Origin of the sequence: Stenotrophomonas veracruzanensis (assembly GCF_032911525.1) — a bacterium.
GTDB classification, from domain to species: domain Bacteria; phylum Pseudomonadota; class Gammaproteobacteria; order Xanthomonadales; family Xanthomonadaceae; genus Stenotrophomonas; species Stenotrophomonas africana.
Genome location: NZ_JAWJTI010000013.1, coordinates 1 through 17391, shown reverse-complemented (window position 1 = coordinate 17391; position 17391 = coordinate 1). Strand labels below are relative to the sequence as shown.

Here is a 17391-nt window from a genome sequence, read left to right as displayed (position 1 = left end):
CATGTGTGGATTGGCGGGAATGTTGTTGCCGGCGCCTGTGGCGTCGGCCGAGGTGCTGCAGGCGCAGGTCCTGGCCATGGGCGAGGCGCTGCACCACCGCGGGCCGGATGATGGCGGCAGCTGGGTCGATGCCGGGGCAGGCATCGCGCTGGCGCACCGCCGGCTGAGCATTCTCGACCTGTCGCCGCTGGGCCACCAGCCGATGGCCTCGTCCGATGGTCGCTACGTGATGGCCTACAACGGCGAGGTCTACAACTTCGCCGCCCTGCGCGCCGAACTGGAGCCGCTGGGGCACACCTTCCGTGGCCACTCCGATACCGAGGTGCTGCTGGCAGCGATCCTGCAATGGGGCATCGAGGACACCCTGCAGCGCTGCAACGGCATGTTTGCCATCGCGCTGTGGGACCGCCAGGAGCAGTGCCTGTGGCTGGCCCGTGATCGCGTCGGCAAGAAGCCGCTGTACTACGGCTGGGCCGGTGACACTCTGGTGTTCGGTTCCGAGCTGAAGGCGCTGTGGCAGCACCCGGCCTTCGACAACGACATCGACCGCGATGCACTGACCCTGTTGCTGCGGTTGGACTACATTCCGGCCCCGCACAGCATCCACCAGCGCTGCTACAAGCTGATGCCGGGCCGCGTGCTGCGACTGGATGCCGAAGCCGTAGCGGCGGGTGCATCGGCGCACCGCCCGGAACAGGCGCAGCGCCCCTACTGGGATGCGCGTGCACGCATGCAGGCGGCGTTGGCCGCGCCGTTCCAGGGCCGCATCGAGGAAGCCGAGGAGCAGCTGGACGGGCTGTTGCGGGACGCGGTGGCGCTGCGCATGGTGGCCGACGTGCCGGTGGGCGTGTTCCTGTCAGGTGGCACCGATTCGTCGCTGGTGGCCGCGCTGATGCAGGCACAGAGCGGACAGCCGGTGCACAGCTTCAGTATCGGCTTCACCGGTTCGGGCCACGACGAGGCGCCGTTGGCCAGGGAACTGGCTGCGCATCTGGGCTGTGACCACACCGAACTCTACGTCAGCGGTGCCGATGCATTGGCGGTGGTGCCGCAGTTGCCGGCAATGTTCGACGAACCCTTCGCCGATGCCTCGCAGGTGCCGACCGCACTGGTCGCCCGCCTGGCGCGGCAGGGCGTGACCGTCGCGCTGTCCGGCGATGGTGGCGACGAGCTGTTCTTCGGCTATACCCGCTATGTGCGCGCGCTGCGCAACTGGCAGATGCTGGGCCGTGTGCCGGGGCCGCTGCGGCGCTGGATGGGCGCACGCTCCCAGCAGCAGGGCGAGGCCTCGCGTACCGGCGGCCTGGCCGCGCTGTTGGCCGAGTCCGGCGCGCGTGGCATCGGCGACGTGTACCGCAACCGCATCTCGCGCTGGCGCGACCCGGCGGCGGCAGTGCCCGGGGCGCAGGCCGCGGGCAGCTTCTATGACCTGGCCGACCCGTTGCACGGTGCCGGCACACCGGCCGACGCGATGATGCTGGCCGATTACGTGACCTACCTTCCGGATGACCTGTTGTGCAAGGTCGACCGCACCTCGATGGCGGTCAGCCTGGAAGCACGTGCGCCGCTGCTGGATTCACGCGTGGCCGAGTTCGCCTGGTCGCTGCCGCTGGGCTTCAAGCGCAGTGAAACCACCAGCAAGGTGCTGCTCAAGCGCGTGCTGGGCCGTTATGTGCCGCAGTCGATGGTGCACCGGCCCAAGCGTGGCTTCGGCGCGCCGGTCAGTGACTGGCTGAAGGGAGACCTGCGGCCATGGGCCGAAGACCTGCTGCAGCCGGCGCGGCTGGAGCGGGAGGGCGTGCTGTCGGCGGCTGCGGTACAGCCGCTGTGGCAGCAGTTCCTCGGCGGCCAGCGCAAGTGGCATACCCATCTGTGGAACGTGCTGATGTTCCAGGCCTGGCAGGCACATTGGCGGCAGGTGCGTGCGGGCGTGACGGGCGGCTGATCTTCACCGGTCTGCAAGGGCCCGGCGACTAGGCTGGGTCTCCCGCACCATGAGGAGAATGTCCCGATGTCCGTCCCCACCATCGCCGTGTTCGTCGGCAGCCTGCGCAAGGAGTCCTGCAACCGCAGGCTGGCCCACGCGCTGGAGAAGATCGCCGGCGACCGTGCACGCTTCCAGTACGTGCAGATCGGTGATCTGCCGCTCTACGACCAGGATTTCGATGGCCAGTACCCGCCGCAGGGCACCCGGCTGAAGGATCAGGTGCGCGCCGCCGACGCGGTGCTGTTCGTGACCCCCGAATACAACCGGTCGGTGCCGGGCGTGCTGAAGAACGCCATCGATATCGGCTCGCGCCCGTATGGCGACAGTGCGTTTGCCGGCAAGCCCGCGGCGGTGATCGGCGCCTCCATCGGCCAGATCGGCACCGCCGTGGCCCAGCAGCACCTGCGCAACAGCCTGGCCTTCCTGGACATGCACGTGCTCGGCCAGCCCGAGGCGTTCATTCATTTCAAGGACGGCCTGATCGATGCCGATGGCACGATCCACAACGAAGGCACGCAGAAATTCCTGCAGGGCTATGTGGACCGCTTCCTGGCGCTGATCGCGGTTCACGTCAAGGGCGATTGACGCCAGCGGTTGCCACCCCCATCTGCGATAATGCCCGCTCGGGTGCCGCAACGGCGCCCGTCGCAGGCAGTGCGACGCCCCCACGCCAATCTGGCCAGGCACCGGCGGATATCCCCCGTTTCTCCACGGCTTATCCACAGCCTTGTCCATGGCCGCCGGGGTCGGCGCATGCCTACACTCGTCCGGCCCACTTTTGCAGGAAACACCGCAGCATGTCCGCTCGCCCCGGCTTCCGTTCCAACCGCAGAGAGCGCGGTGATGGCTTCGATCGCGATCGCGACGAGTCGCGCATCGACCAGTTGCGGGTACCGCCACATTCGGTGGAAGCCGAGCAGGCGGTGCTGGGTGGCCTGATGCTGGCCCCGGAGGCCTACGACCGGGTCAACGACCAGCTGACCGAAGGTGATTTCTACCGCCGCGACCATCAGATGATCTATCGCGCGATCCGCGAGCTGTCCGAGCGCGAGCGGCCGTTCGATGCGGTGACCCTGGGCGAGTGGTTCGAATCGCAGGGCAAGATGGAACTGGTGGGCGATGGTGCCTATCTGATCGAGCTGGCCAGTACCACGCCGTCGGCAGCCAACATCGTGGCCTACGCCGAGATCGTGCGTGACAAGGCGGTGCTGCGGCAGCTGATCCAGGTGGGCACCGACATCGTCAACGATGGTTTCCAGCCCGAGGGCCGTGAGAGCAGCGAGCTGCTGGCGTCGGCGGAAAAGAGCGTGTTCGCCATCGCCGAACAGGGCGCACGCGGCCGTACCGATTTCGTGGCGATGCCCGGTGCCCTGAAGGATGCCTTCGAAGAGCTGCGCAGCCGCTTCGAGAACGGCGGCAACATCACCGGCCTGCCGACCGGCTACAACGATTTCGATGCGATGACCTCCGGCCTGCAGCCGACCGACCTGATCATCCTTGCCGCGCGCCCGGCCATGGGCAAGACCACCTTCGCACTGAACATCGCCGAGTACGCGGCGATCAAGTCGAAGAAGGGCGTGGCGGTGTTCTCGATGGAAATGTCGGCATCGCAGCTGGCGATGCGCCTGATTTCCTCCAACGGCCGCATCAACGCGCAGCGCCTGCGTACCGGCCAGCTGGAAGACGAGGACTGGAGCCGCGTCACCAGCGCGATCAAGATGCTGAAGGAAACCAAGATCTTCATCGACGACACGCCCGGCGTGTCGCCGGAAGTGCTGCGTTCCAAGTGCCGCCGGCTCAAGCGCGAGCATGACCTGGGCCTGGTGGTGATCGACTACCTGCAGCTGATGAGCGTGCCGGGCAACAGCGAGAACCGCGCGACCGAAATCTCGGAGATCTCGCGTTCGCTGAAGGGCCTGGCCAAGGAACTGCACGTGCCGGTGATCGCGCTGTCGCAGCTCAACCGCTCGCTGGAAACACGTACCGACAAGCGTCCGGTGATGGCCGACCTTCGCGAATCGGGCGCAATCGAGCAGGATGCGGACATGATCGTCTTCATCTACCGCGATGATTACTACAACAAGGAAAATTCGCCGGACAAGGGCCTGGCCGAGATCATCATCGGCAAGCACCGTGGTGGCCCGACCGGTTCGTGCAAGCTGAAGTTCTTCGGCGAATACACCCGCTTCGACAACCTGGCCCACGATTCGGTCGGCTCGTTCGAGTAACAGGCGTGCCGGCCGCTGGCCGGCAACCACCCCACGGCCGGCAAACCATTCAAAACGCCAATCTTCCGTATGTGGCGTGTAAATGACATGTAACGCGACGCTTCTACGATTCCGCCGCTGCTGCCCTTCGACGCCGCCCTTCGGCGTCCAGCGTGCCCGAGGAATCCGCCCCCATGCCGTCCCACGCTCCGCCCCGCCGCAATCTGCTGGCCCTGCTGGTCTGTGCTTCGCTGCCGTCGCTGGCTGTCGCTGAAACCGCCCCCGCCATCGACACACCGTCGGCCACCACGCTCGATTCGATCTCGGTGATCGGCCGCGGCGAAGCCCGCCAGGTGCAGCGCGTGACCGCCGAGGACATGAAGATCCTGCCGCCGGGTGCCAACCCGCTGAAGCTGCTGGCGACCAAGCCGGGTGTGCATTTCGAATCGGCCGACGCCACCGGTGCCTACGAATGGTCCACCACCATCAGCCTGCGTGGCTTCAACCAGAACCGCCTGGGCTACACCCTTGATGGCATCCCGCTGGGCAACATGGCCTACGGCAACAGCAACGGCCTGCACATCAGCCGCGCGGTGATCAGTGAGAACCTGGGCGGTGCGGAGGTCTCCACCGGCATTGGCGCGCTGGGTACGCCGTCCACCAGCAACCTTGGCGGCGTGTTCCAGTTCTACTCGATCGATCCGTCCACTGAATACGGCGTGGTTCTGGCACAGGGCTTCGGCAGCGACAATGCGCGCCGCAGCTATGCGCGCCTCGACACCGGCGACCACCAGGGCTTTGCGGCCTACCTGTCCGGCGCGTACTCGGAAGGTGACAAGTGGAAGGGCAAGGGCTCGCAGGAGCTGAAGCAGTTCAACGGCAAGGCCACCTACAACTTCGGAACGGACAGCAGGATCACCGCGCTGTTCAACGGCTCGCGCCGCGTCGAGGCCGATTACCAGGACCTGTCGCTGGAGATGATCGATCGCCTCGGCTGGGACTGGGACAACTACGCGCCGGACTGGGAACGCGCGGTTGCCGCGGCACGCGGAAAGTACACGGGTGGCGTCAACAGCCCGTGGGACGCGTACTACTCCGGCCACGGCCTGCGCAACGATGACCTGTCCAGCATCGCCGGCGATTTCGGCCTGAGCGATTCGATGCGGTTGAAGGTGAATGTCTACAACCACAGCAACCGTGGACAGGGCCACTGGTTCAGCCCGTCCAATCCATCCAACCCGGGCACCAGCCGCCAGATCCCGATCTCGATCCGCACCACCGAGTATGCGATCGACCGCACCGGTGTGACCTCGGCGTTCACCTGGAACGTCGGTGGCCACGAACTGGAAGCCGGCCTCTGGTACGAGGACAACGGCCACAGCGTGCAGCGCAACTTCTACTACATCGACGGCCCGATCACCGACGACTTCTTCCTGCGCAACCCGGATCAGCGCGTGTGGCACCAGCGCTACACCACCATCACCCGCCAGTTCTACGTGCAGGACCGCTTCCGCCTGTTCGATGACCGCCTGACCATCGACATCGGCGCCAAGTCGCCGCACACCCGCACCAGCGTGCGCACGCCGCTGGGCAGCTATGCCAACAACAGCAGCCTGACCTCGAAGAAGGGCCTGCTGCCGCAGGCCGGCTTCAACTTCAAGCTCAACGAAGGCAACGAGATCTTCGGTTCGTTCGCCAAGAACGTGGCCGCGTACGCGCTGGGCGTGGGCAGCCCGTTCAACGTGCCGCAGGCCGCGTTCGACGCCAGCGCGCAGAGCCTGAAGCCGGAACAGTCGCGCACCATCGAACTGGGCTGGCGCGGCTATGGCCAGGGCTATGAAGCCTCGGTGGCGGTGTACGATGTCAAGTTCGACAACCGCCTGCTGGCCATCGCGCAGTGCGTGGGCATCCTCGGTTGCCCGGCGCTGTTCTCCAACGTGGGTTCGGTGACCAGCCGCGGCGCCGAGGCGACCCTGCAGCTGAAGCCGATGCAGGACCTGACTTGGTCCAACGCACTGTCGTGGAATGACAGCACCTACGACAACGACTACGTGAACAACGGTGTGGTGCCGACCCGCGGCAAGAAGACCGTCGACACCCCGGAATGGATGTTCGCCAGCACCCTGGCCTGGACGCCGGGCCCGTGGGACCTGCGCCTGGCCGCCAACCATGTCGGCAAGCGTTACGTGACCTATACCAACGATGTGTCGGTGCCGAGCTACTGGCTGGTCAACGCCTCGGTGGCCTATGACTTCGGCAAGCTCGGCCCGGCGCAGAACCTGACCGTGGCGCTGAACCTGACCAACCTGACCGACAAGCGCTACCTGTCCTCGATCAACACCAACGGCACCTACGCCGCCGATCCGACCCGCAGCCTGGCGACCATGCAGGTCGGCGCGCCGCGGCAGGTGATGGCCACCGCTACCGTGCACTTCTGATGCGCGGGCCTGTGGATCCGGAAAGCCGTCGTCGCCTGCTGCGCATGGCGTGGCAAGGCACGGGGGCGGCGATTGCACTGGCGGCGATGCCGGGGCTGGCCACGGCCGGCCCACGGCCGCGGCTTGGCCGTAATCCGTTCACCCTCGGTGTCGCCGCCGGTGATCCGGATCCGCAGGGTGCGGTGTTGTGGACACGACTGGCGCCGGACCCGCTCAATGGCGGCGGCATGCCGTCGCGGGCAGTACCGGTGCGCTGGTTCGTGGCCGAAGACCCCGGCATGCGTCGGCTGGTGCAACGGGGTGTCGCTGCCGCTGTGCCTGAGTTGGCCCATTCGGTGCACGTGGAGGTCAATGGCCTGCGCCCAGGCCGCGACTACTACTACCGTTTTGCCTGCGACGGTGACGAGGAAAGCGCGGTCGGCCATTTCCGTACCGCGCCGCTGCTGGACACGCAGCTGCAGCAGCTGCGGCTGGCGCTGTGCACCTGCCAGGCCTGGAACAGCGGCTACTACCCGGTGCTGCGCGACATCGCGCAGAGTGACGTCGACCTGGTGCTGCATGCCGGCGACTACCTGTACGAATACAGCCCGCTGCAGAACTCGCGTGGCAGCACACTGGATGCGGAACGCTTCAGTGGCGAGACGGTCAGCCTGGAGCGCTACCGTGACCAGTACGCGCTGTACAAGCTCGATCCGGATCTGCAGGCGGCACACGCCGCGCATGCGTTCGCGGTGATCTGGGACGACCACGAGGTGCAGAACGATTACTCCGGCATCCATCCGGAGAAGCCCGGCGTCTCGACCGAAGACTTCATCGTGCGGCGTGCGGCGGCGTATCGTGCGTTCTACGAGCACCTGCCGATGCGCAGCACGCCTGCGGACAACGGTGGCCTGCGTGTACACCGGCGGCTGCGCTATGGCGATCTGGCGCAGCTGACGCTGCTGGACTGCCGCCAGTTCCGCCCGGCCAATCCCTGCGGTGTGGGCGAGTCACCACGCTGCGAGGCGGCACTGGATCCGCGCATGAGCATGCTCGGCGTGGGTCAGGAGGCGTGGTTCACGCAGTCGATGGCCGCCGCGCAGGGCACGCGCTGGAACGTGGTGGTGCAGCAGCTGCTGATGGCGCAGCTGCGGCTGGACGGCGGCACGCCACGCGAGCGCTTCTGGAACGATGCCTGGGATGGCTATCCCGCCGCACGCAACCGGCTGCTGCAGGCCTTGCAGGCGGGCGGGCAGGGCAATGCCATCGTGCTCGGCGGTGACTGGCATTCCACTTTCGTCAACGACCTGAAGCTGGATTTCGACGCGGCCCGCGCGCCGATCGTGGCCACCGAATTCATCGCCCCGGCGATCAGCAGTGGCGGCGACGACACACCGTACGGCCCGTACTACGGTCCGTCGATTCCGCAGAATCCGCATATCCGCTACTTCGACGGCGACCGCCGCGGCTGGTGGAAGCTGCAGCTGAACCGGCAGACCGTGGATGCCGAACTGCGCTTCGCCGACAGCGTGCTGCGCGCGGATGCCGCAGTGCGCACCGCGGCGCACTTCCAGGTGGCCCATGGCCGCCCGGGCGCGGTGCAGCTCCTGTAGAGCCGAGCCCGCGCTCGGCTGCTCTCTGCCTCCGGTGGGCGCGGACCGTTGGTCCGCACATTCCCATGAGCAGCCGAGCGCGGGCTCGGCTCTACAACAGCGCTGGATCGGTTTCATCGCCCCCAGCCCGGTTTCGTCGCAAACCGTTTGCCGGCGGTGGGGCGGGGCGCCAAGGTGTCCGCAGGCGGCAGGGTGCCGCCACAAGGAGACCGTGATGAAGACCCTGTTCGCGCTCGGTGTGTGGTGCCTGCTGTTCGTGCTGTGCTGGCCGCTGGCGATCCTTGCCCTGATCGCCTGGCCGTTCGTGTGGCTGCTGAGCCTGCCGTTCCGTCTGGTCGGCATCACCTTCTCGGCGCTGTTCGCGTTCCTGCGCGCGCTGTTCATGCTGCCGGCACGGTTGCTCGGCGGCAGGCCGGTTGCCGCATGAGGGTCATGCTGTTGACCGCTCTGGCACTGATCGCTGCGCCCGCCGTGGCTTCACCTCCAGCACCGCCATCGGTGTGGCTGGAGCGCCAGCAGACCGCTGCGGCTGACGAGGCGAATGCTGCAGCGGTTTCTGTGCCGAAAGCCAAGGAGCGCTGCAAGGTGGTGAAGGAATGGAAGATTGGTGAGGCCGTAGTGCAACACCGCATCTGCGACGATCCGCCGAAGAAGCCGGCTGCCAAGGTGTAGAGCCGAGCGTGGGCTTGGCTCTAAACGAAAAATGGGCAACAAAAAACCCCGCCGAGGCGGGGCTTTTCGTCTGCAGGCGCGTGCCGACCAACGGTCGGCACCTACCCGGATGCCGATCAGTTCGCCTTGTGGATGGCGCGCTTGCTGACCGCCATTGCCGCGTCGTGGATCACTTCCGACAGCGACGGGTGGGCGTGGCAGATGCGGGCCAAGTCATCGGCCGAGCCGCTGAACTCCATGGTCAGCACGCCTTCGTGCACCAGTTCGGAGACGTTGGCGCCGACCAGGTGCATGCCGAGGATGCGATCGGTTTCGGCATGGGCCAGGATCTTCACGAAGCCTGCCGGTTCGATCATCGCCACGGCACGGCCGTTGGCGGCGAACGGGAAGCTGCCGGCCTTGTACGGAATGCCTTCGGCCTTCAGCTGGGCTTCGGTCTTGCCGACCCATGCCAGTTCCGGCTCGGTGTAGATGACCCACGGAATGGTGTCGAAGTTGACGTGGCCCGGCAGGCCGGCGATCAGCTCAGCCACCGCGATGCCTTCCTCGAAGCCCTTGTGCGCCAGCATCGGGCCGCGCACGCAGTCGCCGACCGCCCACACGCCATTGACGCCGGTGTGGCAGTGCGCGTCGACTTCGATCTGGCCACGCTCGTTGATCTTGACGCCGGTGCCTTCCGCCAGCAGGCCCTTGGTGGCGGCGCGACGGCCGACGGCCACCAGCAGCTTGTCCACGGTCAGGGTCTTTTCGCCTTCGCTGTCGGTGTAGGTGACAACGACTTCCTTCTTCTTGCCCTTGCCGGTGATCTCGGTCTTGGAGACCTTGGCACCGAGACGGATGTCCAGGCCCTGCTTCTTGAATTCCTTGGCAGCGGTCTTGGCCACTTCGGCGTCGGCCACGGCCAGGAACTCCGGCAGTGCTTCCAGGATGGTGACTTCAGCGCCCAGGCGCTTCCACACGCTGCCCAGTTCCAGGCCGATCACGCCGGCGCCGATCACCGCCAGGCGGTTCGGCACTTCGGTGAAGTCCAGGCCGCCGACGTTGTCGACGATGGTCTCGCCGTCGAACTTGGCGAACGGCAGTTCGATCGAGTCCGAACCGGCCGCAATGATGACGTTGGTACCCTTCAGCTCGACGATGGAACCGTCATGCTGGGTGACCTTGACCACGTTGCCCGGCTGCAGTTCGCCGAAGCCGTAGTAGGCGGCGACCTTGTTGGCCTTGAACAGCATGCCGATGCCGCCGGTGAACTGCTTGACGATCTTGTCCTTGCGGCCAATCATCGCCTCGACGTCGATCTTGGCATCCTTGAAGCTGATGCCGTGGTCGCCAAAGATGTGGCCCATGTTCCAGAACTGGCGCGAGGAATCCAGCAGCGCCTTGGACGGGATGCAGCCCACGCGCAGGCAGGTGCCGCCGAGGGCCGGCTTGCCGTCCTTGCCCAGCGCCGCGTCGATGCAGGCGGTCTTCAGGCCCAGCTGGGCCGCGCGGATGGCAGCGTGGTAACCGGCCGGGCCGGCACCGATGACGACGACGTCGAATTGTTCAGCCATTGAATTATTCCTTGATGCATTACCAGAACCCCTCCGCGCAGGCGCGGAGGGGCGGGAGGTTTCTTACAGGCCGAACAGCATGCGGCCCGGGTTTTCCAGCTGGTTCTTGATGTCCACCAGGAACTGCACCGAGTCCTTGCCGTCGATGATGCGGTGGTCGTACGACAGCGCCAGGTACATCATCGGCGCGATCACGACCTGGCCGTTCTGGGCGATCGGACGCTCCTTGATGGCGTGCATGCCCAGGATGGCGCTCTGCGGCGGGTTGATGATCGGGGTCGACAGCAGCGAACCGAAGGTGCCGCCGTTGGTCACGGTGAAGGTACCGCCCTGCAGTTCTTCCAGGCTCAGCTTGCCGTCACGGGCCTTCTTGGCGTAGTCGGCGATGGTCTTCTCGATGTCGGCGAACGACATGCGCTCGACGTTGCGCAGCACCGGCGTGACCAGGCCCTTCTCGGTCGAGACGGCGATCGAGATGTCCGAGTAGCCGTGGTAGATGATGTCGTCGCCGTCGATCGAGGCGTTGACCAGCGGGAAGCGCTGCAGCGCGTTGGCAGCGGCCTTCACGAAGAAGCTCATGAAGCCCAGCTTGATGCCGTGTGCCTTGACGAACTCGTCCTGCAGCTCCTTGCGCGCAGCCGAGACCTTGGACAGGTCGACTTCGTTGAAGGTGGTCAGCATGGCGGTGGAGTTCTTCGACTCCATCAGGCGCTCGGCGATGCGCTTGCGGATGCGGGTCATCGGCACGCGTTCTTCCGGGCGTGCGCCACCGGCCTTGCCGGCGCCGCCGTTGCGGGCGAAGTTGACGATGTCTTCCTTGGTCACCGCGCCGCGACGGCCGGTGCCGTCGACGTCGGCCGGGTTCACGCCTTCGGTGATGGCGGTGAAGCGGGCGCCCGGCGGCAGGGTGTCGGCGGCCGACTTGGCAGCCGGAGCCGGAGCGGCGGCAGCGGCCGGAGCAGCGGCCGCCGGTGCGGCTTCAGCCTTCTTCTCTTCAGCGGCCGGGGCCGGGGCAGCAGCCACGGCGCCTTCTTCGATGATCGCCACGACCTGGCTGGAGGTCACGGTATCGCCTTCCTTGAACTTGATCTCCTTGAGCACGCCGTCGACCGGCGACGGCACTTCCAGGACGACCTTGTCGGTTTCCAGGTCAAGCAGGTTTTCGTCGCGCTTGACGGCGTCGCCCACCTTCTTGTGCCAGGTGGCGATGGTGCCGTCGGCGACGGATTCGGGCAGTACCGGGGCTTTGACTTCGGTGGCCATTGCGGGAGCTTCCTGGTTTGTCTTCTAAATAGGGGGAGGATTATTCAGCGAACGTGTCGTTGAACGGGTTGACCAGTGCGTCGGCGACCAGCTGCTGCTGTTCGCGGACGTGGTCAGCCATATGACCGGCAGCCGGCGAAGCCGACCGTGCGCGACCGGCGTAGTGCAGGTTCTGGCCATCGGCCAGGCAGAACTGCAGGTGGTGGCGGATCTGGTACCACGCACCCTGGTTCTGCGGTTCTTCCTGCGTCCACACCACGTCGGTGGCCTTGCCGTACTTCTTCAGTTCGGCAGCCAGCAGCGCACGCGGGAACGGGTACAGCTGCTCCACGCGGATGATCGCCACGTCGTCCTGGCCACGCTTGGTCTGGTCTTCCAGCAGGTCGTAGTAGACCTTGCCCGAGCACAGCACCACGCGCTTGACCTTCTTGGCGTCCGCGTTGGCGTCGCCGATCAGGTGCTGGAACTCGCCGTTGGCCAGCTCGTCCAGGGTCGACACGGCCAGCTTGTGGCGCAGCAGCGACTTCGGCGACATCACCACCAGCGGCTTGCGGGTGGTCAGGTGCTGCTGGCGACGCAGCATGTGGAAGGCCTGCGCCGGGGTCGACGGCACCACCACCAGCATGTTCTCCAGTGCGCACAGCTGCAGGAAGCGCTCCAGGCGCGCCGAGCTGTGTTCCGGGCCTTGCCCTTCATAGCCATGCGGCAGCAGCAGGGTCAGGCCGGAGATGCGGCCCCACTTGGCTTCGCCGGCGGCGATGAACTGGTCGATGACGACCTGGGCACCGTTGGCGAAGTCGCCGAACTGGCCTTCCCAGATGCACAGCGTGTTCGGATCGGTGGTGGAGAAGCCGTACTCATAGGCCATCACCGCTTCTTCGCTCAGCAGCGAATCGATGACGGTGGCCTTCTCCGGCGAATCCACCAGCTGCCGCAGCGGCATGTAGTAGTTGTCGGTCTTCTGGTCGTGCAGGATCGCGTGGCGGTGCGTGAACGTACCGCGGCCCACGTCCTGGCCGACCAGGCGCAGTGCATTGCCTTCGTCGAGCAGGGTGGCGTAAGCCAGGTTCTCGGCAAAGCCCCAGTCGCCCGGGATCTCGCCGGCGGCCATCTTGCGGCGGTCGTCGTAGACCTTGGCCACGCGCGAGTGCAGCTGCACTTCTTCCGGGATGGTGTTGATCAGCTTGGCCAGCTCGACCAGCCTGTTCTTCTCCACCTTGGTCGAGACCGGGTCGGAAAGCTTGCCTTCCAGCAGCTTCGGCCAATCGACGAACAGCGGGCTGGTCGGCGGAGTCTTCTCGACCTTGGCCAGCTCGGTGGTCACTTCACCGGCGTCCAGCTTCTCGCGGTAGGCATCGACCATCGCCTTGCCGGCACCGGCGGCAATCACGCCCGCCTTTTCCAGCTGCTCGGCGTACATCTCGCGGGTGGTGGCATGCTTGCGGATCACCTGGTACATCAGCGGCTGGGTGATCGCCGGCTCGTCAGCCTCGTTGTGGCCCCAACGGCGGTAGCACATCAGGTCGATGACCACGTCCTTGGCGAACTTCTGGCGGAACTCGAAGGCCAGCTGCGCGGCGAACACCACCGCTTCCGGATCATCGCCGTTCACGTGCAGCACCGGGGCGGCGATCATCTTCGCCACGTCGGTGGCATAGCGCGTGGAACGCGTATCCAGCGGGTTGGAGGTGGTGAAGCCGACCTGGTTGTTGACCACGATGTGCACGGTGCCGCCGACGGCAAAGCCGCGGGCCTGCGACATCTGGAACAGTTCCATGACCACGCCCTGGCCGGAGAAGGCCGCGTCGCCGTGGATCAGGATGGGCATGACCTGCTTGCGTGCCGTGTCCTTGCGGCGTTCCTGGCGCGAACGCACGGAACCGGCCACGACCGGGTCGGCGATTTCCAGGTGCGACGGGTTGAACGCCAGCGCCAGGTGCACCGGGCCGCCATCGGTGGCGACGTCGGCGGAGAAGCCCATGTGGTACTTCACGTCACCGGCCGAGGCGTGTTCGTCGTGCTCGAACTTGCCTTCGAACTCGTCGAACAGCTTGCGCGGGTTCTTGCCCAGGGTGTTGACCAGCACGTTCAGGCGGCCGCGGTGGGCCATGCCGATCACCACGTCCTTGACGCCATCCTTGCCGGCGCTGCGGATGATGGTGTCCATCATCGGGATCAGCGAGTCGCCGCCTTCCAGCGAGAAGCGCTTCTGGCCGACGTACTTGGTGTGCAGGTAGCGCTCCAGGCCTTCGGCCGCGGTCAGGCGCTCCAGGGTGCGACGCTGGGTGTCAGCGTCCAGCTGGTAGTTGCCACCGGCCGCTTCCAGCTTCTTGTAGATCCACTGGCGCTGTTCGACCTCGGAGATGTGCATGAACTCCGCACCGATCGAGCCGGTGTAGGTCGCCTTCAGGCGCGCCAGCAGGTCGCGCAGCTTCATGCGCGGCTGGCCGCCGACGCCGCCGGTGCTGAACTCGCTGTTGAGGTCGGCATCGGACAGGCTGTGGAACGGCAGGCCCAGGTCCGGGGTGTTGACCGGTGCGGCCAGGCCCAGCGGATCGAGGCGGGCGTCCAGGTGGCCGCGCGAACGGTAGGCGGTGATCAGACGACCGACATTGCGCTCGCGCTCGTCGCCTGCACCGTTACCGGTACCGGCCTTCAGCGCATCCTTGGCCGCGTCCGCAATGTGGGAGATGACGGCCGAGTGCGGAATGTCACCTGCTTCACGGCCCTTGAAGCCGTCGAAGTAGGTTTTCCATTTGGGATCGACACTATCCGGGGAGACCAGGTACTGCTCGTACAGGTCCTCGACATAGGAGGCGTTGCCGCCGGCGAGTTGCGAAGATTGCGCAAACTGCTTCAGTTGATTGTCCACGATGGAGGGTGTTGATTCGCTTTGTGGGGTATGGCTTCAGAAGGACCCGGCAGGAAGATGAATAGCCCTGCGCGGGCGCGTTCAAACAGCCAAATTGTACCCCCAACCGGACACGAAGGGGCACCACCAGAGGTATCCCGCGTCCCCCGGTGCCGCTTCCAGACAGGTTGAGTCCGTTGTGCGGGCTCAGATGCCGAGCGCGCGCAGTTCGCTGCAATCGCGCGAACGGTCCCAGACGCGCTGCAATTGCTGCTCGAACGGCTGCGAACGTGCCGGCAGCGCGATGCCGGCCTCGCCGTCAAGCCGATGCCCGATCAGACGAAAGTAGAAGTCGCCCGCATCGTTGAGCAGGCAGGCCGAGGCCAGCGCACGGTCGACCGGGTCGCTGACCTCGCGGAACTGGATCACACTGGGCAGGCGCTGGGCCAGCGCCAGCAGTGGTGCCCCGGCAGACGCGATCGCAGCGGCATCGTGCACGATCACCCGCAGCTGCTTGTCGTGGCGGGCGGTGACGAAGCGGCGCAGTGCCGCCTGTACCGGGGGCGCGTCGAGCAGCCCCGGGTCCAGCTGGCGGCTGTGCAGCCACAGCTGGCGACGGGCGCGGTGGATGATGGCCGTAGTGATGGCCACCGCCTCGGCGCGGCTGTCGATGGCGCTCGCGGCGCTCAGCCGGCGGCGCATCTGCTGGTGGCCGATGCCGGCCTCCTCGAACACCTCGCCTTCGGGCAGGAATCCCTGGCGGGCATAGAAGTCGCGGGCGGGCAGCTGGGCGTGCAGGTGCAGTTCGGCCAGGCCGAGGCGGCGCCCGGCCTCGACCAGTGCCTCCAGCAGGGCCTCGCCCACCCCCTGGCTGCGATGGCTGGCCAGCACCGCCATGCGGCCAATGCGACCATCCGGGGCCAGCCGGCCGGTGCCGACCGGCTGGCCGTCGGCATCCAGCGCCAGCACATGGGCGCTGACCGGGTCCAGCGCATCGCGTTCCAGCTCGGCGGCGATGCCCTGTTCCTGCACGAACACGCGTTGGCGCACGTCGTGGATGGCGACGTGGGCGTCGGCGTGGCTGATCTGCTGGACCCGGATCATGGCAAGGCTCAGGCGCGACCGTCGTCGCTGTCGTCTTCGTCGTGATCCTCGAAGTTGACGATGACCTCGATGCCGTCGTCGTGCACGGTCACGGTGTGGACATCGTCGGACACCGAGTCGGCGTCGATCGCGTCGACACGGTCGCGGCCTTCGACGACCTCGCCGAGCACCACGGCGTCTTCGCCGTCATCCTCATCTTCAGCGTCATACACCTCATTCGGATCGATCAGCTGGAACACGCCACCGACCAGCAGCTGCTGGATCACCGCGCGGCCCTTGTCGGACAGGCCACGGTAGGCGGTGGCATCAAGCTGTTCGGCGCCGGCCAGACGCTGGGCGTCCTTCACCGGCAGCGCGAAGTCCTGGCCGCTGACGTACAGGCTGGCGCCGCGCTTGGCCCGGCGCCAGGCCAGGCGTGCCCACGGGTGGCGCTGCAGCAGCAGGCCCGAGGCCAGGGCCTGGACCACTTCCTCCGGGGCCGGCGCGGCCTGGTGGGCCATCACTTCGCCCGCTGCACGGTAGGTGGTGATGAAACGGCCGAACCAGTCGCCCAGCTTGTCCGGGTCGTTCATGCGGATGGCGTTGAGCGCGGTGATCACGCGTGCCATCGCCACCGTGTCGATTTCGTTCGGATCGGCCGGCACCTTCAGGTCGGCATCCTGGTAGCGGATGTTCTCGTCGGCATCGGCAATCAGGGTGTCCAGGTAATCGCTGATCAACTCGGCCGAGGACGGCGCGCGCATGCCGAACGAGAAGGTCAGGCACGGATCTTCGGCCACGCCGTGGTGCGGCACGTTCGGCGGCAGGTACAGCATGTCGCCCGGCGCCAGCACCCAGTCGTGGGTCGGCTTGAACACCTTCAGCAGCTTCAGCTCCACGTCCGGGCGGAAGCCCAGCGGCGGCTGCTTGCCCTTGATCGATTCGCTGGCATCGATCTGCCAGCGGCGGTGGCCGTGGGCCTGCAGCAGGAACACGTCGTACTGGTCGACATGGGCGCCGACCGAGCCGCCGGTAGCGGCGAAGCTGATCATCACATCATCCATGCGCCAGCGCGGCAGGAAGCTGAAGTGCTCGATCAGGGCGCGCACATCCGGGTCCCACTTGTCCACGTCCTGCACCAGCAGGGTCCAGTCGTGGTCGGGCAGGGCGGGGAACACGTCTTCCTGGAACGGGCCGGTACGTACGCGCCAGCCATCCTGGGTCTTGTCGTGCTCGATCAGGCGTGCCAGCACGCCTTCTTCGCAGGCCAGCCCGGCCAGGTCTTCCGGCTGTACCGGGGTCTGGAAGTTGGGGAAGGCGTTGCGGATCAGCAGCGGGCGCTTCTGCCAGAAGTCGCGCAGGAAGGTGGCCGGCGCCATGCCCAGCGGCTGGCCGGGGCGGGCGGTGACTTCGATCAGGGGGGCGGAGGACTTGCGGGCGGCCATGGCGGAATCCTTGCAGCGGAAAGCGGGAGGGGCGGCGCGGCGGGCCGCCAAGGTCTCCATTGTCCGCCGTTCGCCGGGATTGCGCACGTGGGCGGGTTTGTCGCGGGGTGTCCGGCCAACGGCGGAGCCCCTCGTGGCGACCCCTTGGTAGGGTCGACTGTTAGTCGACCGGCCTCATGGGCTGGGCCGGGCGGGTGGGCTGCGCGGGGGACGCTGCAAGTACGTCCATGTAAGCTCGATCGCCGCTTGCTCGTGTGCGCTGTCCTGCGCACACGGCAAGACCGGGGTTGGGCGTCCTGC

General features: G+C 66.6%; 12 protein-coding genes. 7 read left to right on the top strand and 5 right to left on the bottom strand.

Features of this window, described 5'->3' with window-relative positions:
• The first annotated feature begins 1 nt into the window (after position 1).
• The 7 genes from asnB (at position 2) to R1H25_RS10545 (ending at position 8896) form a co-directional block, all read left to right on the top strand.
• Positions 2-1945, top strand: coding sequence for an asparagine synthase (glutamine-hydrolyzing) (asnB, locus tag R1H25_RS10575; RefSeq protein ID WP_049449183.1), 1944 nt, complete (start codon positions 2-4; stop codon positions 1943-1945).
• A gap of 66 nt (positions 1946-2011) precedes the next feature.
• Positions 2012-2572 (top strand): NADPH-dependent FMN reductase, encoded by a 561-nt coding sequence (locus tag R1H25_RS10570; protein WP_049449181.1) that lies wholly within the window; start codon positions 2012-2014, stop codon positions 2570-2572.
• A gap of 212 nt (positions 2573-2784) precedes the next feature.
• Complete coding sequence (locus tag R1H25_RS10565; RefSeq protein ID WP_010486827.1) at positions 2785-4215, top strand: replicative DNA helicase; 1431 nt, start codon at positions 2785-2787, stop codon at positions 4213-4215.
• Positions 4216-4388: 173 nt separating this feature from the next.
• Positions 4389-6632, top strand: a complete 2244-nt coding sequence (locus tag R1H25_RS10560; RefSeq protein WP_317223543.1) for a TonB-dependent receptor domain-containing protein — start codon at positions 4389-4391, stop codon at positions 6630-6632.
• Positions 6632-8224, top strand: a complete 1593-nt coding sequence (locus tag R1H25_RS10555) for an alkaline phosphatase D family protein (protein ID WP_317223542.1) — start codon at positions 6632-6634, stop codon at positions 8222-8224. Before R1H25_RS10560 ends, R1H25_RS10555 begins: the two co-directional genes overlap by 1 nt.
• 214 nt (positions 8225-8438) lie before the next feature.
• On the top strand, positions 8439-8651 hold the full coding sequence (locus R1H25_RS10550) for a hypothetical protein (RefSeq protein WP_317223541.1): 213 nt from the start codon (positions 8439-8441) through the stop codon (positions 8649-8651).
• 5 nt (positions 8652-8656) lie between these two features.
• Complete coding sequence (locus R1H25_RS10545) at positions 8657-8896, top strand: hypothetical protein (RefSeq protein ID WP_226053668.1); 240 nt, start codon at positions 8657-8659, stop codon at positions 8894-8896.
• Positions 8897-9012: 116 nt separating this feature from the next.
• On the opposite strand, the gene lpdA is transcribed toward R1H25_RS10545, so the two are convergent.
• The 5 genes from lpdA to R1H25_RS10520 all read right to left on the bottom strand — a co-directional run bounded on the left by lpdA (position 9013) and on the right by R1H25_RS10520 (position 17091).
• On the bottom strand, positions 9013-10449 hold the full coding sequence (lpdA, locus tag R1H25_RS10540) for a dihydrolipoyl dehydrogenase (protein WP_010486837.1): 1437 nt from the start codon (positions 10447-10449) through the stop codon (positions 9013-9015).
• Between the two features lie 63 nt (positions 10450-10512).
• A complete protein-coding gene (gene sucB / locus R1H25_RS10535) occupies positions 10513-11712 on the bottom strand; it encodes a dihydrolipoyllysine-residue succinyltransferase (protein ID WP_049449173.1) in 1200 nt (399 codons plus the stop codon).
• 40 nt (positions 11713-11752) lie between these two features.
• Positions 11753-14584, bottom strand: coding sequence for a 2-oxoglutarate dehydrogenase E1 component (locus R1H25_RS10530; protein ID WP_057500657.1), 2832 nt, complete (start codon positions 14582-14584; stop codon positions 11753-11755).
• A gap of 186 nt (positions 14585-14770) precedes the next feature.
• Positions 14771-15667, bottom strand: coding sequence for a GNAT family N-acetyltransferase (locus R1H25_RS10525; RefSeq protein ID WP_088480255.1), 897 nt, complete (start codon positions 15665-15667; stop codon positions 14771-14773).
• 8 nt (positions 15668-15675) lie between these two features.
• A complete protein-coding gene (locus R1H25_RS10520; protein WP_317223540.1) occupies positions 15676-17091 on the bottom strand; it encodes a cupin domain-containing protein in 1416 nt (471 codons plus the stop codon).
• Positions 17092-17391: the final 300 nt, after the last annotated feature.

Coding starts and splice junctions, on each gene's coding strand:
- asnB (WP_049449183.1), top strand. CDS start 2: ATGTGTGGATTGGCGGGAATGTTGTTGCCGGCGCCTGTGGCGTCGGCC.
- R1H25_RS10570 (WP_049449181.1), top strand. CDS start 2,012: ATGTCCGTCCCCACCATCGCCGTGTTCGTCGGCAGCCTGCGCAAGGAG.
- R1H25_RS10565 (WP_010486827.1), top strand. CDS start 2,785: ATGTCCGCTCGCCCCGGCTTCCGTTCCAACCGCAGAGAGCGCGGTGAT.
- R1H25_RS10560 (WP_317223543.1), top strand. CDS start 4,389: ATGCCGTCCCACGCTCCGCCCCGCCGCAATCTGCTGGCCCTGCTGGTC.
- R1H25_RS10555 (WP_317223542.1), top strand. CDS start 6,632: ATGCGCGGGCCTGTGGATCCGGAAAGCCGTCGTCGCCTGCTGCGCATG.
- R1H25_RS10550 (WP_317223541.1), top strand. CDS start 8,439: ATGAAGACCCTGTTCGCGCTCGGTGTGTGGTGCCTGCTGTTCGTGCTG.
- R1H25_RS10545 (WP_226053668.1), top strand. CDS start 8,657: ATGCTGTTGACCGCTCTGGCACTGATCGCTGCGCCCGCCGTGGCTTCA.
- lpdA (WP_010486837.1), bottom strand. CDS start 10,449: ATGGCTGAACAATTCGACGTCGTCGTCATCGGTGCCGGCCCGGCCGGT.
- sucB (WP_049449173.1), bottom strand. CDS start 11,712: ATGGCCACCGAAGTCAAAGCCCCGGTACTGCCCGAATCCGTCGCCGAC.
- R1H25_RS10525 (WP_088480255.1), bottom strand. CDS start 15,667: ATGATCCGGGTCCAGCAGATCAGCCACGCCGACGCCCACGTCGCCATC.
- R1H25_RS10520 (WP_317223540.1), bottom strand. CDS start 17,091: ATGGCCGCCCGCAAGTCCTCCGCCCCCCTGATCGAAGTCACCGCCCGC.